At 66.7% G+C, this 15,680-nt stretch carries 12 protein-coding genes; 7 read left to right on the plus strand and 5 right to left on the minus strand.

Features of this window, described 5'->3' with window-relative positions; translation table 11 throughout:
• The first annotated feature begins 122 nt into the window (after window positions 1–122).
• Both V3B41_RS04405 and V3B41_RS04410 read left to right on the plus strand, forming a co-directional pair.
• Window positions 123–761 (plus strand): hemolysin III family protein, encoded by a 639-nt coding sequence (locus V3B41_RS04405; protein ID WP_010482744.1) that lies wholly within the window; start codon window positions 123–125, stop codon window positions 759–761.
• A gap of 82 nt (window positions 762–843) precedes the next feature.
• Window positions 844–2,817 carry an AsmA family protein gene (locus V3B41_RS04410; protein ID WP_329860216.1) on the plus strand — a complete coding sequence of 658 codons (1,974 nt, stop codon included), beginning with the start codon at window positions 844–846 and terminating at the stop codon, window positions 2,815–2,817.
• A 504-nt stretch (window positions 2,818–3,321) separates the two neighbouring features.
• On the opposite strand, the gene V3B41_RS04415 is transcribed toward V3B41_RS04410, so the two are convergent.
• The 3 genes from V3B41_RS04415 to mtgA are packed head-to-tail and all read right to left on the minus strand — an operon-like array spanning window position 3,322 to window position 5,528.
• Window positions 3,322–3,753, minus strand: coding sequence for a CBS domain-containing protein (locus tag V3B41_RS04415; protein ID WP_012511858.1), 432 nt, complete (start codon window positions 3,751–3,753; stop codon window positions 3,322–3,324).
• Complete coding sequence (locus V3B41_RS04420; protein WP_049428112.1) at window positions 3,713–4,732, minus strand: glycosyltransferase family 2 protein; 1,020 nt, start codon at window positions 4,730–4,732, stop codon at window positions 3,713–3,715. The genes V3B41_RS04415 and V3B41_RS04420 overlap by 41 nt, the downstream gene beginning before the upstream one ends.
• 46 nt (window positions 4,733–4,778) lie before the next feature.
• The gene (gene mtgA, locus V3B41_RS04425) at window positions 4,779–5,528 is read right to left on the minus strand and encodes a monofunctional biosynthetic peptidoglycan transglycosylase (protein WP_049428115.1); all 750 of its coding nucleotides are present in this window, start codon (window positions 5,526–5,528) and stop codon (window positions 4,779–4,781) included.
• Window positions 5,529–5,605: 77 nt separating this feature from the next.
• On the opposite strand from mtgA, the gene V3B41_RS04430 reads away from it, so the two are divergent.
• Together V3B41_RS04430 and V3B41_RS04435 are read left to right on the plus strand one after the other, a co-directional pair.
• Window positions 5,606–6,499, plus strand: coding sequence for an Hsp33 family molecular chaperone HslO (locus V3B41_RS04430; RefSeq protein ID WP_049428116.1), 894 nt, complete (start codon window positions 5,606–5,608; stop codon window positions 6,497–6,499).
• A 150-nt stretch (window positions 6,500–6,649) separates the two neighbouring features.
• Window positions 6,650–7,462: a hypothetical protein gene (locus V3B41_RS04435; protein ID WP_024956328.1), complete on the plus strand. Its 813-nt coding sequence runs from the start codon at window positions 6,650–6,652 to the stop codon at window positions 7,460–7,462.
• 188 nt (window positions 7,463–7,650) lie between these two features.
• Here the strand turns inward: V3B41_RS04435 and V3B41_RS04440 are convergent, their stop codons facing one another.
• Together V3B41_RS04440 and V3B41_RS04445 are read right to left on the minus strand one after the other, a co-directional pair.
• Complete coding sequence (locus V3B41_RS04440; RefSeq protein ID WP_197633380.1) at window positions 7,651–10,608, minus strand: TonB-dependent receptor; 2,958 nt, start codon at window positions 10,606–10,608, stop codon at window positions 7,651–7,653.
• A 231-nt stretch (window positions 10,609–10,839) separates the two neighbouring features.
• The gene (locus V3B41_RS04445; protein ID WP_005410690.1) at window positions 10,840–11,439 is read right to left on the minus strand and encodes a TetR/AcrR family transcriptional regulator; all 600 of its coding nucleotides are present in this window, start codon (window positions 11,437–11,439) and stop codon (window positions 10,840–10,842) included.
• 141 nt (window positions 11,440–11,580) lie between these two features.
• On the opposite strand from V3B41_RS04445, the gene V3B41_RS04450 reads away from it, so the two are divergent.
• From V3B41_RS04450 to V3B41_RS04460, 3 genes are all read left to right on the plus strand, one after another.
• A complete protein-coding gene (locus V3B41_RS04450; RefSeq protein WP_049428119.1) occupies window positions 11,581–12,498 on the plus strand; it encodes an alpha/beta hydrolase in 918 nt (305 codons plus the stop codon).
• A complete protein-coding gene (locus tag V3B41_RS04455) occupies window positions 12,495–14,972 on the plus strand; it encodes an acyl-CoA dehydrogenase (RefSeq protein WP_049428122.1) in 2,478 nt (825 codons plus the stop codon). Before V3B41_RS04450 ends, V3B41_RS04455 begins: the two co-directional genes overlap by 4 nt.
• Before the next feature lie 75 nt (window positions 14,973–15,047).
• The gene (locus V3B41_RS04460) at window positions 15,048–15,515 is read left to right on the plus strand and encodes a hotdog fold domain-containing protein (protein ID WP_329860221.1); all 468 of its coding nucleotides are present in this window, start codon (window positions 15,048–15,050) and stop codon (window positions 15,513–15,515) included.
• Window positions 15,516–15,680 lie beyond the last annotated feature (165 nt).

The raw sequence follows: 15,680 nt of genomic DNA on the forward strand, positions 1-15,680 counted from the left end.
CGCCGGTTCATCCGTGCAACCCGGGGATTCATCGACCATACGGTGACAGGCGTGCAGATGCCGCCCATCGCGGCGATGATAGGGGGGTGCGGGTCCCCCTCCCCGCGAACGATGCCTACGCCATGTCCACGACTTCCGTTGCTTCGATCCGCGAAGAAATCGCCAGCGCCCTGACCCACGGCCTCGGTGCCGTGCTCGCCCTGGGCGCCGGTGCAGTACTGATCACCCTCGCCGCCATCTACAGCGATGGCTGGCAGCTGGCCGGCGCGATCGTATTCGGCATTGCGCTTCTGCTGCTGTACACCGCCTCCACTCTGTACCACGCCATCCAGCACCCGGTCGCCAAGGGCCGCCTGAAGGTGTTCGACCACTGCGCGATCTACGTATTGATCGCCGGCACCTATACCCCGTTCACCCTGATCGGCCTGCGTGGCCCGTGGGGTTGGGGCCTGTTCGCCGCGATCTGGACCCTGGCCCTGGCCGGGGTGGTGTTCAAGCTGTTCTACACTGGCCGCTTCAAGGCGCTTTCCACCGGCATCTACATCGCCATGGGCTGGCTGGTGATCGTTGCGATCAAGCCGATGCTGGCCTCGATCGACGGCTGGACCCTGGGCTGGCTGCTGGCCGGCGGCCTGTCGTACACGCTGGGCACCTACTTCTACCACCGCGAATCGATCCCCTATTCGCACGCGATCTGGCACCTGTTCGTGATCGGCGGCAGCGTCTGCCACTTCGTCGCGGTGACCATGCAGGTGCTGTAACACGAACCAGCGCGCCGCATGTGCACATGATGCACATGGACGCTTCGCGCCCCGTCCACGATGAGGGGGCAACCATGGCGGCGTGAATGATGCCGCTTCCCCTGCCACAACGCGCGCTCCCCGCTGGCGCCTCCGCAGACCTGGCCCGCGCGGCCGGCGCTGGCTGACGGTCCTGGTCTTCCTGCTGGCGGTGATCCTGGTGCTGATCGCGCTGTGGGACTGGAACTGGTTCAAGGGTCCGGTCGAGCGCGCGGTGCAGGCACGCACCGGTCGTGCACTGCACATCGGGCATCTGGATGTCGACCTCGGCCGCACCAGCACCATCCGTGCCGATGCCATCACCTTCGCCAATGCCGGCTGGGCGAAGCAGCCGAACATGGCCACGGCTGACCGCGTCGAGATCGACGTGCGGGTGTGGCCCCTGCTGCGCGGCAGCGTGCAGCTGCCGGAAGTGCGCCTGACTCGACCGGACGTGCTGCTGGAAACCGCCCCGCGCAAGGGCGAGCCGGGCAACTGGGATTTCCTGGGCGACAGTAGCGGCGGGACAAGCCCGCAGCTCAAGCGCCTGCGCATCGACGACGGCCGGCTGCAGTTCCTCGACGCAATGGGCCGCACCGACATCCGAGTGGGCGTGCGCAGCGGCCAACCGAAACAGGCCGATGCCTCGCCGCCGCTGCTGGTGCAGGGCAAGGGCCATTGGCAGGGCAACCCGTTCACCCTGCAGGGCGGAACCGAATCACCGCTGGAGCTGACCGACAGCGACCATCCGTTCCGCATCCACCTCGACGGTCGCGCCGGCGCTACCCGCGCGGTGGCCAGTGGCACGCTGACCAATCCGTTCCAGCTGCGGGTGTTCGACCTGCAGTTCGCGCTCAGTGGCCAGGACCTGGCCGATCTCTACCCGCTGCTCGGCATCGCCATCCCGCCCTCACCGCCCTATGCATTGGACGGACGGCTGAAGCGCGACCACAACGTCTGGCGCTACGACAGCTTCACCGGCAAGGTCGGCGACAGCGACCTCGGTGGCAACCTGCAGTTCGAGGTGGGACGCGACCGTCCACGGCTGACCGCAACACTGGAATCCAAGCGCCTGGACTTCGATGACCTGGCCGGCTTCGTCGGCGCGCCACCGAAGACCGGCGGCGGCGAAACCGCGAATGCGGAACAGAAGGCACAGGCCGCCCGTGCCGCCGCCAGCCGCCGGGTATTGCCCGACACGCCCTACAACCTGGGCAAGCTGCGCGCGATGGATGCCGACGTGCGCTGGAAGGCGCACCGTATCAACGCACCCTCGTTGCCGCTGGACGACATGGACGCGCACCTGCTGCTCGATGACGGCGTGCTGCGGCTGGACCCGCTGAACTTCGGCGTGGCCGGCGGTGACATCCGCAGCACGATCCGCATGGATGCCCGCCAACCGCAGATCCGCACCGCGCTGAAAGCCAGCGTGCGCGGCGTGCAGCTGGGCCAGCTGTTCCCCGATGCGAAGCTGGCCGAGCAGGCCAAGGGCGGCATCGGTGGCGAAGTGGACCTGAGCGGACGCGGCAACTCGATCGCCGCGATGCTGGGCAGCAGCAGCGGCAAGGTCGGCCTGGCGATGGGCCGCGGCCATGTCGGCAACCTGGTGATGGAACTGGCCGGGCTGGACATCACCGAATCGCTGAAATTCCTGGTGACCGGCGACAAGCAGATCCCCCTGCGCTGCGCCTTCGCCGACTTCGGCGTGCGCGACGGCCTGATGACCAGCCAGGCGCTGGCGGTGGATACCACCGATACGATCCTCATCGGCGAAGGCACGGTCAGCCTGCGCGACGAGACCCTGGACCTGCTGCTGAAGCCACGCCCGAAGGACAAGAGCATCCTGGTGCTGCGCTCGCCGCTGCACATCACGGGCACGTTCAAGGACCCGTCGTTCCGCCCGGACTTCAAGGCGCTGGGCATTCGAGGCGCCGTGGCACTGGCGCTGGGCAGCATTGCCCCGCCGGCGGCGCTGCTGGCGACGATCGAACTGGGGCCGGGGAAGGATGCCGACTGCGGTGGGCAGTATGCGAAGTAGGGTTACAGCGTTGTTCGCGGCGCCTCTTTTTCCGCGCATAGAGCCGGAGCAAGGCGACAGGCAGGACACGCCGTAAATACGTCCCTGTAGGCTCGGTCGGCGCATCCATGCGCCTCACGGTCCTGCCTGCCGCCTTGCTCCGGCTCCGGACAGTTTCCCGCGCGCGCGGAACGAGAGCGGAAATTCAAAGTCAAAAGAAAAAAGCAAAGTCAAAAGCTGTTGCCAACCAAGGTTGGCAGCTACCAAGGGCGAGGCACCGCGCATGTACGCACCGCGCTCGCAGAAATGTGTCCAGAGGCGGAGGGCATGGGCGTGCAGGACCGTTGGCGCCATGGATGGCGCCATCGAGCCTACAGGGACGTACTTGCGGCGTGTCCTGCACGCCCATGCCCTCCGCCTCCCGACATATCAGGAAGGCGCTGCTCTCAGCTCTGGCTCTGGCTCTGGCTCTGGCTCTGGCTTCGAAAAGCGGGCCGGCGGGCCGCAGGCCCGCCAGCGAACACCTCACCCGGCAACGATGTACTGCTGCAGCTGATCCAGCTCGCGCCGCTGCGCATCGATCACCGACTTCACCAGGTCACCGATGGAGATCACCCCCAGCACCTGCGCGCCCTCCACCACCGGCAGGTGGCGGATGCGGTAGTCGGTCACCAGCTGCAGGCAATGCTCCACCTGCTCGCCCGGCGACACCGTCACCACCTGTGCCGTCATGATCTCCGCCACAGCCGTATCGCGCGAAGAACGATCACGCAGCACGATCTTGCGCGCGTAATCGCGCTCGGACAGGATGCCGACCAGCCTCGGGCCGTCCATCACCAGCACCGCACCGATGCCCTTTTCCGCCATCAACCGGATCGCATCGATCACCGCCGCATCCGGCGCGACCGCATGTACTTCAGGAGACTTGCCGTCCAACAGTTGCCGTACCGTGGTCATCCGCCTGCCCTCCGAGGGTGGGTTGCAGGGCCGAGTCTGCCACGGACGATGCTAGCCACGCGTCAACCAGGTACAACGGCCGCTGCTTGGACTCTTCGTACAGCCGCCCCAGGTACTCGCCGATCAGGCCCAGCGCGATCAGCTGCACCCCGCCCAGGAACAGGATGACCGCCATCATCGTCGGCCAGCCCGCCACCCGGTCGCCATACAGAGCCGCCTTTACGATTACCCACAGGCCGAACACGAAGGCCACCGCCGCGGTTGCCAGCCCCAGGTAGGTCGCCGCACGCAGCGGCACGGTCGAGAACCCGGTAATGCCTTCCAGGGCGAAGTTCCACAGCCGCCAAAGGCTGAACTTGCTGGTGCCGGCCACGCGTGCCTGGCGGTGATAGGGCACCGCCACGCGCTTGAAGCCCACCCAGCTGAAAAGCCCCTTCATGAAACGATGGCGCTCACGCATCTCGCGCAGCGCACTCAGCGCGCGCGGAGACAGCAGGCGGAAATCCCCGGTGTCAGCCGGGATCGGCGTACGCGACAGGCGCCCCATCACGCGGTAGAAGATCGCCGCCGTGGCACGCTTGATCCAGGCCTCGCCATCGCGCGCCAGCCGCGTGCCATAGACATTGTCATGGCCCTCGCGCCAGCGCGCGACGAACTGCGGCAGCAGTTCGGGCGGATCCTGGCCGTCGGCGTCGAGGATCATCGCCGCACCTTCGCGCACCAGGTCCAGGCCAGCGGTCAATGCCGCTTCCTTGCCGAAATTGCGCGACAGCTTCAGCGCGGAGACCCGCGCGTCGGCCTGGGCCAGGCGGGCGATCACCTCCCAGGTCCCATCATGGCTGCCGTCGTCCACGTACAGGATGTGGCCGTCGATGTCGGGCAGCACATCGAGCACCGCGCACAACCGCGGATGCAGCAACGGCAGTGCCAGTGCCTCGTTGTAGGCGGCGATGACGAAAGTGAGCCGTTCGCGGGTCATGCCCGGATTGTACGTTGCCGCCGCCCACAGATCAGGCGGCGCGCGCTCACTCGTCCGACAGGTACGCGGCCCCACCCAGCTGCCGTGCCTGGCGCTGGATCCAGGCGGCGCGCCGCTGCACGTACGGCCCTGGCTTTGCGGCGTTGTAGCGCCGTGGCGCCGGCAGCACCGCTGCCAGCCGCGCGCTCTCGGCCGGGCTCAGCCGCGCCGCATCCTTGCCCCAGAACGTCTGCGCTGCCGCTTGCGCGCCATAGACACCGTCGCCGAACTCGGCAATGTTGGCGTACATCTCCAGGATGCGTTCCTTCGGCCACAGCGCTTCGATCAGCACCGTGTACCAGACCTCCAGGCCCTTGCGCACCCAGCTGCGGCCCTGCCACAGGAACAGGTTCTTGGCCACCTGCTGGCTGATCGTGCTGGCACCGCGCAGGCGCCCGCCCTTGGCATTGTGGTCACGGGCCTTCTCGATGGCCTGCAGGTCGAAGCCGTTGTGGTCGGGGAAGCGCTGGTCCTCCGCCGCCACCAGCGAGATCGGCAGGCTCGGCGCCATCTGGTCCAGATCGCGCCACTGGTAATGCAGGCGATAGGACCAGTCCGCCTCGCACAGCGCCTCGCCGTAGCGCCACAGCATCACCGTGGACACCGGCGGGTCGATGAACCGCAGCACCAGGACCTGCAGGCAGCTGAAGGCGGCCAGCAGTACCGGCAGCCACAGCAGCCGTTTCCAGCGCCAGCGCCTGCGGCGCGGGCCTTCTGCCACGGCTTCCACCTTGTGCTGCTCTCCCCCTGCCCCCATTACTGGTGCATCCTTCTTCTATCTGGTTGTCGGCGCATTATCCGGCAACCGCCCCCGTTTACGCGCGATGTGAGCCGATGACCGCCAACCCCGATTCCCTGATCCGCTTCCTGCTCCCCGACGCTGGCGTCCGTGGCGTCCACGTGCGCCTGCAGGCCACCTGGCAGGAAATCCTGTCCCACGCCGAGTACCCGGATACCGCTGCCGAGCTGCTGGGCGAAGCCTGCGTGGCTTCGGCGCTGTTCACCGGCCACACCAAGATCGATGGGCGCCTGTCGATCCAGCTGCGCAGCAGCACCGCCCTGCGCACCCTGTTCGCCGAATGCACCGCCGCCGGTACCCTGCGCGGCATCGCCCAGCTCAGCGAAGGCGCCGATGCGCCGCGCGACCTGTCCAGCCTTGGCGATGACGCCCTGCTCGCGATCACCATCGAGAACCCGGGCCTGGACCCGCGTGAACCACAGCGTTACCAGAGCCTGGTCGGACTGACCGCACCGGAGCTGGACGAAGCCTTCGAGGACTACTTCCGCCAGTCCGAGCAGCTGCCGACCCGCCTGCTGCTGGCCGCCGACCGCAATGGCGCCGCCGGCCTGCTGCTGCAGAAGCTGCCGGGCGACGAAGGCGACGAGGACGGCTGGGCGCGCGCCAGCGCCCTGTTCGAGACCCTGGGCAAGGCCGAACTGCTGGCCACCCCGGCCGAGCAGCTGCTGCACCGCCTGTTCCACGAGGAGAAGCCGGCGCTGATGGGCGAAAAGCCGCTGTCCTTCGCGTGTTCGTGCTCGCGTGAGCGGGTCGCGTCGATGCTGCAGTCGCTGGGTGAGGACGAGGCCCGCGCCGCCGCCGAAGACACCGGCGCCGTCGAGGTGCGTTGCGAATTCTGCGGGCGGGAGTATCACTTTCCGTTGACGGAGTTCGGCATACTGTTCCACGGTGCCGAGGGGACGGTGCCGGCACCTGAACGGCTTCAATAAAACAGCTTGTCTTGCATCTGGGGGGATCAAGGCTTGTTAAGAATTCATAAACACCCTACGATCAAGTTCCCGTATCTGCGGGAACTTCCGTTGCCCTTTCCTGTCTGAACTGGTTCGATGCGTACCTTCCTGCGTCTACCGCTGGCCATGATGATCGCCCTTGGCGCGATCACGGGCGTGCATGCGCAGAGCAAGGATACCCGCACCGTGCTGCCGGTATGGAACAAGGGCAGCGGCAAGGTCGAGGCCCTGCTGTACCTGGAGCCGACCGGTGAACAGGCGGCCGGGGCGCGCTGGCATTTCGGCCGCAACTCGCTGGATGCAGCCTTTGGCCTGTCTTCTGGCGATTCGTTGGGCCTGCTCTGCAGCAGCAGCGGGACCAGCATGAGCGGTCTGGCCAGTCACTGCATGCTGGCCAGCCTCGGCGACGAGGACGACCTCAACAGCCGGCGCTTCACCGGCACCGCCGCCTTGAACCGTGGCAGCAGCCGCCTCGGCATCACCGCCGGAACCGGCCGTGAAACCCTGCCGGCGTGGCTGGCAGGCCCGAACAAGACCCCTTCGCTGCGTGCCGAGCAGAATGACCTGACCGTGTTCGCGCAGAAGAACATCGGCCGCGAAGGCTTCGTTTCCATCGCCGGCACCTACGCCAAGGCTCGCCTGGTACCGCTGGCCGATGCTTCGCCGGCCATCGCCGACCGCTGGGACAGCAAGAGCCTGAGCATCGGCGCCGGCTACGGCAATTTCACCGGCAGCATCATTGGCCGCGTCATCGATGTGCCGGGCAAGCCCGGCAAGTGGGAAGGCCTGGGCATCGGCCTGACTTGGCGCACACCGTGGTCCGGCCAGCTCACCGTGGGCGCCGAGAACGTGATCAGCCGCGGCAAGAATCCGTTCTCGCCGCGCAACGAAAGCAACGACGACGGCACCGTGCCCTACGTCCGTTACGAGCAGGACCTCTAAAGGCCCTGGCTTCGTCGCAGCGGCAACGCTGCCGAACACCTTTTCTTTTTCCGTGGTGCCACCGACACCGGCATTGTGCTGCGTGCAGCTTCCGGCCGCACCCCAACCATGCATCGCCTTCGCGCCCATGAAAAAAGCCACGCCCCTTTCGGGGCGTGGCCATGTCACACGTACGGATTACGCCGCGATCAGAAGCGCTGGGTGTACTTCATGTACAGGAAGCGACCGATGTCGAAGCCACCGTAGTAGGAGACGTTCGCGCTCGGCTGGCTGTACATGGTCGGGCCCACGCGGCCGAACACGTTGTTGGCACCCACGGCCACGGTCGCATTCCACGGTGCGTTCCAGCGCAGCTGGACGTCGTTGAACACGGTCGCGCCACGCTGGTTGGTCGCGCTGCCCACCGCCACGCCCTGGTTGTTCGGCGAAGCGTAGTTCGGCAGGTTGCACTCTTCCGGGAACGTCACGGCGCTCAGGCACGATTCCTTCATGCCGGAGAAGTAACGGACGGTCCAGCTGGCACCGAAGTCACCCATTTCCCAACCCAGGTTCAGGTTCGAACGCACGCGGAAGGCGCCGCCCGCCCAGCCCACGCCGGTGCGGGGATTCGGGTGGGTGACCGGGTTCTTGGTGGTGACCAGGTCGTCACGCGAGGTGTAGGTGCTGGTCCACTGCGCGCTGAAGTTGCCGAAACGATCGGTCGGCAGGCGGTAGCTGACATCCAGGTCGAAGCCTTCCACCTCGCGGTAGCCGGCGTTGATGCCGGTGCGCTTGAGGTTGTTGACGATGCCGGTCACCGGATCACGCGTGAACGCCGAGCAGCGTGCCGCGATGTCGTTGATGTAGCAGTCGTTGAGGATCAGGTTGGCCGTGTCCGAGATGATGGTGTTCTCGACGCGGATTTCCCACCAGTCCAGCGACATGTTGAAGTTCTGGATGAAACCCGGGCTCCAGACGAAGCCCAGGGTCTTGGACGTCGAGGTTTCCGGGGTCAGCTGGTCGTTGGAACCGGAGACGAAGGCCAGCGGGGTCTGCGACGATGCAGCGGTGGTCGGGGTGAAGCCCTGCTGCTGCTGGCGGAAGTTGTTGACGTTGACGCCGGCCGGCAGTGCAGCGGCGCAACGGGCACGCACCGCAGCGTTGGTGCGCGCTGCACCGTAGACCGAATCGCACGGATCGGTGAAGAAGTCGAACGACTGCGAACCGCCGCTGTACAGGTCGGCGATGGTCGGGGCACGGAAGCCTTCCGCCCAGGTACCGCGGATGAGCAGCGAGTCGATCGGCTTCCACTTGAAGCCGAACTTGCTGTTCAGCGTCGTGCCGAAGGTGTCGTAGTCCGAATGACGGGTGGCCGCGTTGAGGCTCAGCTCGCGGGCGCCCGGCAGGTCGGCCAGGATCGGCACGTTGAACTCGGCATAGACTTCGTCAACCTTGTAGCCACCACCGGTCGGGAAGTTGGCCAGGCCGGAGGTGTTGCCCGACTGCACCAGCGCGTCCGGGCTGAAGCTGCCCGTTTCCTTGCGGTGTTCGATACCCACGGCGAAGCCCAGGTCGCCGGCCGGCAGGGTGAACAGGCTGCCGGCGAGGTTGGCGGTGACGACCTTGGTGGTGGTCTCGGCGGTGGAGTGCGCAGACGGGAACAGCAGGTTCTGCAGGGCGGTATTGCCGGTCAATGCGCCATTGGCACCGTTGCTCTGGATGCCGGCATGCAGGAACGGGTTGTACGGCACGCACTGGTTCAACCCGATCGGGTTGGCCACGGTACCGCACTGCGCCACGCCGCTGCTGTTGATGAACGACGGACCCACGGCCGCACGCAGCGCGGTCAGGTTGAGGTCGCCGGTGCTGGTCTGGACCAGCTTGTTGTTGTTGTACAGGTAGCCGACATCCCAGTCGAACAGGCGGTCGGAGAACTCGAAGCTGCCTTCCAGGCCGCCGCTGAAGCGGAAGGTGGTCAGCTCGGCGCGGGTGTTGCGCGGTACTTCCGAAGTACGACGCCACCAGTTGGCGATGTCAGCACCCAGCGGATTGAACACACTGCTGGCCGAAATCGGCGAACCGAAGGCCAGTGCGCCGTACGGATAGCCGGCGATCTGGCGGTTCGAATCGCGGAAGCTGTACAGCATGTTGGTGCGCAGGCGCACGTTGTCGGTCAGGTCGTAGATGCCATCGACGAACACCGCACGGCGCTCCTGCGGGGTACGCAGGTCGGTCTGCAGGTTGGTGTTGGTCTTGTCCTGGGTGGAGAAGCTGTTGACGTTCTGCGCGATGTAGTCGGCCTTGTTGCTCGCGTTGCCACCCTCACGCAGGATCACGCGCACTTCGCGGTTCGGGTTGGATGCACTGGCGGCCGGATAGGTGACGCCCGGCAGGCCATCGGCCGGACGGCTGACGAAACCGCCGAACTCGCCGACGGTGGTCCAGCCGAAGTCCGGGTGGTTGGCGCTGCGCGGGAACGCACCGTACGGACGATCCGCCGCCCGCACCTTGTCTTCCTTGGCGTACTCGGCACCGATGGTCAGCGAACCGCGCTCACCCTTCACGCCCATGGTGAAGTCCATGGTGCGGGTGGCACCGTCGCCTTCACTGTACTGGCCGTAGTAGACGCTGCCGGTGGCGCCTTCGAAGTTGGTACGGGTGATGATGTTGATGACGCCGGCGATGGCATCGGAACCGTAGATCGACGAAGCGCCGTCCTTCAGCACTTCGATGCGCTCGATGGCCGAGACCGGCACGGTCGAGATGTCCTGCAGGCCACCGGTGGTGATGCCCAGGCGCTTGCCGTTGAGCAGCACCAGGGTGCGGGTGGCACCCAGGTCGCGCAGGCTGATGTAGGTGCCGCCGACGGCTTCGCCCGAGGACAGCGGCTGGGCACGGCTGATCGGCGGCGTACCCACGGCGCTGATGTTCTGCAGGATGTCAGCGACCGACGAGAAGCCCTGCTTCTCGATGTCGGCGCGGCTGAGGGTCAGGACCGGCTGGGCAGTTTCGACGTCGACGGTACGGATGCGCGAACCGGTGACTTCAATGCGGTCCAGGTTGGTGGCGGTCTGGGCAGACGCCACACCGGTGCCGGCAACGGATGCGGCGCTGGCGGCCAGCGCAACGCACACTGCATCGCGCAGCTTGTTGCTGTTCAACTTCATGGGCTCTCTCTCCATGGATCTTGGGTTGTGTGCTGAGTCCAACCGACGTACCCCAAAAGGGAGGCACAAAAAACGGCTGGTGACCCGATAGTAGCCACACTTGATCTGGAATTAAAGAGTCGTTAAGAAAACGCCCAAATCGCGTGAAACCAGTCTCACTACGACATACGTTGGCGCATTGAGGTCGCCCTGCAAGGCGCATTCGGCACTTGCAGGGCGCCGTTTTCCCATTCAGCTGGGAATGAGCGTCTCGATCAGATGCTCGACATAGGCCTCGAAATCCTCGCGGGCCTGCTTGGGTTGCTGCAGCTGCAGCGAAAGCTGCAGGAAGCCAACGTAGGCTGCATAGGCCAGGCGTGCGCGATGCCGTGCATCGGTGGAGCTGAGCCCGGCCTGGCGGAACGAAGCAACCAGGTAGTCGAGCCGGCGCTGCGACACGCGGTCGATCACCGGGCGCACCATCGGGTGGTCCAGCGCCTTCAGCAGTTCGCTGTAGATGATGTGCGGCTGCACTTCGTGCGCCACCATCTGGAACAACTGGCGCAGGCGCACGCGCGGATCCGGCACATCCTCCAGGCTGCCGAACACCTGTTCCTGTTCGAACAGTTCCCAGCGTTCCAGCGCCGCCTGCAGCAGCGCATCACGCGACGGGAAGTGCCAGTAGAAACTGCCCTTGGTCACACCCAGGCGCCGCGCCAACGGTTCCACCGCGACGGCACCCACACCTTGTTCAGCAATCAGATCGAGAGCTGCCTGGGCCCAGTCTTCGGCACTCAGGCGGCTGTTGCGGCCGGCGCGCGGTTCGCCGGCGGAAGCGTCAGGTTGATTCATGGGCTGATTTAACCATACGCCGGGGTTCGTTGCAGTACGCGGTTGCGGCCGAAACCGTCGCGGCGCCCGCCTGGGCACCTGCCGCAGCGCACCATACCGTGCAGTATTGACTTCCCTCACAAGCGCTCCATACTAGCAAGTATGGTTACGTCCCCTACTCCCGCTGCGTTCCATGATCTTCGCCTGGAGGCCGCCCATGGCGCGCGCCTGGCTGCGACTGCCAGCGACCATGGCCGCCGTGGCCGGGTGCTGTTCGCGCATGGCTTCGGCCAGACCCGGCATGCCTGGAACGCCACCGCGCGGGCCCTGTCTGCGGCGGGACTGCAGACATTGGCCTACGACGCTCGTGGCCACGGCGATTCGGACTGGAATGCCGCCGAACTGCCCTATCACGGCGAACAGTTCGCTGATGACCTCATCGTGCTGGCCGGGGAACAGCCGCGCCCGCCGGTGCTGGTCGCAGCCTCGATGGGTGGCCTGTTCGGCCTGCTGGCCGAATCGCGCTGGCCGGGCCTGTTCTCGGCGATGGTGCTGGTGGACATCACCCCGCGCTGGGATACCGCCGGTGTTGAACGCATCCTGGCCTTCATGACCGCCCATCCCGACGGCTTCGCCTCGCTCACCCAGGCCGCCGATGTGATCTCGGCCTACATGCCGCACCGTCCGCGCAAATCCGAGCAGTCGCTGCGCGCGCTGCTGCGCGAGGACGGCCAGGGCCGCTGGCGCTGGCACTGGGACCCGCGCCTGGTGGCCGAACTGGCGCGCGACAGCGAGCAGCACCAGGATGCGCTGGCCGAGGCCGCACGCCAGGTGAAATGCCCGCTGCTGCTGGTCAGCGGCGGCCGCAGCGACCTGGTCACGCCACAGACCGTGGCCGAATTCCTGGCGTTGGCGCCGCACGCGCGTCACGTACAGCTGCCGCAGGCCACGCACATGGTCGCCGGCGATGACAACGACGCCTTTACCGCTACTGTGTTGGACTATCTGGACGTGTTGCCCGCAGCGGATGCTGCGGCTTCGTCCGCCACAAACGAGCACGTCACCGGAGCACGCTCATGAGCATCGTTCTTCCCTTCCTCGCCCTGCTGCTGGCAGGCGCGTTCGTCGCCTACCACCGCATGCGGCTGGTTACCTGGACGCTGATCAGCGTGGCCCTGCTGGTCGCCTGCTGGTTCATCCCCTACGTCAACCAGACCGCCACGATCGTGGCTGCCGCCGTGTTGGCCGTCATCGCCGTGCCGCTGCTGCTGCCGTTCATCCGCAAGCCGCTGCTGACCGGCCCGATGATGAAGGTGTTCCGCAAGGTGCTGCCGCCGCTGTCGCAGACCGAGCGCATCGCGCTGGAAACCGGCTCGGTCGGCTTCGAGGGCGAGCTGTTCACCGGTGATCCGGACTGGAACATCCTGCTCAACTACCCCAAGCCGCAGCTGACCGCCGAAGAACAGGCCTTCCTCGATGGCCCGGTCGAAGAGCTGTGCACGATGGTCAACGACTGGGAAATCACCCACGTCCACGCCGACCTGCCGCCGGAGCTGTGGGCCTTCATCAAGAAGAACAAGTTCTTCGGCATGATCATTCCGAAGGAATACGGCGGCCTGGGCTTCTCCGCGCTGGCCCACCACAAGGTGATCCAGAAGCTGGCCTCGGTGTCCTCGGTGGTCAGCTCCACCGTGGGCGTGCCGAACTCGCTGGGCCCGGGTGAACTGCTGGTGCACTACGGCACCCAGGAACAGAAGGACCAGTACCTGCCGCGCCTGGCCGATGGCCGCGAAGTGCCCTGCTTCGGCCTGACCGGCCCGTTCGCCGGCTCCGACGCTACCTCGATTCCTGATTACGGCATCGTCTGCAAGGGCGAGTGGAACGGCGAGCAGGTGCTCGGCGTCAAGCTGACCTTCGACAAGCGCTACATCACGCTGGCCCCGGTTGCCTCGCTGATCGGCCTGGCGTTCCGCATGTACGACCCGGATGGCCTGATCGGCGATACCCGCGACATCGGCATCACCCTGGGCCTGCTGCCGCGCGACACCGCCGGCGTTGAAATCGGCCGTCGCCACTTCCCGCTGAACTCGACGTTCCAGAACGGCCCGATCCGCGGCAAGGACGTGTTCATTCCGCTGACCCAGCTGATCGGTGGCGCTGCCATGGCCGGCAAGGGCTGGAACATGCTCAACGAGTGCCTGGCCGTGGGCCGCTCGATCACCCTGCCCTCCACTGCCAGCGGCGGCGCCAAGGCCGGTGCTGCCGTGACCGGCGCCTATGCACGCATCCGCAAGCAGTTCGGCCTGTCGGTCGGCCGCTTCGAGGGCGTGGAAGAAGCGCTGGCCCGCATCGGCGGCAAGGCGTACAAGATCAGCGCGCTGTCGCAGGCCACCGCTGCCGCCGTGGACCGCGGCGACGTGCCGTCGGTGCCGTCGGCGATCGCCAAGTACCACTGCACCAACATGAGCCGTGAAGTGATCTCGGACATGATGGACGTGATCGGCGGCAAGGGCATCATCCTGGGGCCGCGCAACTTCGCCGGCCGCAGCTGGCAGGCGGCGCCGATCGCGATCACCGTGGAAGGCGCCAACATCATGACCCGCAGCCTGCTGATCTTCGGCCAGGGTGCGATCCTCTGCCACCCGTGGGTGCTGAAGGAAATGAAGGCGGCGCAGGATCCGGACACCCGTGCCGGCCTGCAGGAGTTCGACCGCAGCCTGTTCGGCCACATCCGCTTTGGCCTCTCCAATGCCGTGCGTTCGTTCTGGTTCGGCCTGACCGGCGCCCGCTTCGGTGCCGCCCCGGGCGATGCCTACACCCGCCGTTATTTCCGCAAGCTGGACCGCTATTCGGCCAATCTGGCGCTGATGGCCGACATCTCGATGATGACGCTTGGCGGCAAGCTGAAGTTCAAGGAATCGCTGTCCGGCCGCCTGGGCGATGTGCTGAGCCATGTCTACATGACCAGCGCCATGCTCAAGCGCTACCACGATGAAGGCGCACCGCAGGCCGACCAGCCGCTGCTGGCCTGGGCCTTCCATGACAGCGTGCACAAGATCGAGGAATCGCTGTCGGCCGCCCTGCGCAACTTCCCGATCCGTCCGATCGGCTGGCTGATGTGGGCGCTGATCTTCCCGCTGGGCCGCCGTGCCGAGGCCCCGGGCGACCGCCTGAGCCGCCGCGTCGCCGCCCTGCTGATGGCGCCGAACGAAGCCCGCGACCGCCTGGCCAGTGGCGTGTTCCTGACCCCGTGCGAGAACAACCCGGGTGGCCGCATCAACAGCTACCTGAGCAAGGCGATCATGGCCGAGCCGGTGGAGCGCAAGTTCCTGAAGGCGCTGAAGAGCAAGGGCATCGAGGCGCTGGACTTCAAGGCGCAGCTGGACGAAGCCGTGGCCGAGGGCGTGATCACCCAGGACGAGCGCAGCCTGCTGGAAGAGCTGCGCACGCTGACCCTGGACACCATCACCGTGGACGACTTCGATACCCACGAACTGCGCGCGGCCAGCTATTACGACCGCCAGCACAAGGACCCGCATTCGCAGGCAGCCTGATCGCCCGCGACACGCGTTGCTTCGACGGCGGGCCTCGGCCCGCCGTCGCTTTATCCGCCGACCGGAATACCCCTCATGTCCACGCCCCTGCTCTCGCTCTACCACCGCCTGCAGCGCTGGCCCGCCGGCAACTGGCTGTTCTCGCGCGCGGTGTGCTTCAAGGCCCCCTACTTCGCCAGCATCGCGCCACGCATCACCCGCCTGGAACACGGTCGCTGCGAAGGCACGCTGGCCGACCGCCGCAGGGTGCGCAACCATATCGGCACGGTGCACGCGATCGCCATGTGCAACCTGGCCGAACTGACCGCCGGCTTGATGGTCGATGCATCGTTGCCGAAGGGCATGCGCTGGATCCCGAAGGGGATGCAGGTGCAGTACCTGGCCAAGGCGCGTGGCACGCTGCAGGCGGTGGCGCTGCCGGCACAGCCGATTGTCGTTGCGGCCGAGGGCTATGCGCTGCCGGTGACGGTGAGCGTGCGCGACCGCGCGGGGACGGAAGTGTTCAGCGCGGTCATCGACATGTGGATGTCGCCGGCGAAGTAGTGTTCCGGCGAACGGCGCAGCCCCTCGTGGGTGGGTCGCGGAAAGCGCTGGCTTGGCTGGGGGGGGGGGGGGGGGGGGGGGGGGGGGGGGGCCCGCCCGCGGGGGGGGGGGGGGGGGGGGCGGGGGCCGCCCCCCCCCCCCCCCCCCCCCCCCCCCCCCCCGCCA

Origin of the sequence: Stenotrophomonas sp. SMYL89 (assembly GCF_036319985.1) — a bacterium.
GTDB lineage: Bacteria > Pseudomonadota > Gammaproteobacteria > Xanthomonadales > Xanthomonadaceae > Stenotrophomonas > Stenotrophomonas maltophilia_Q.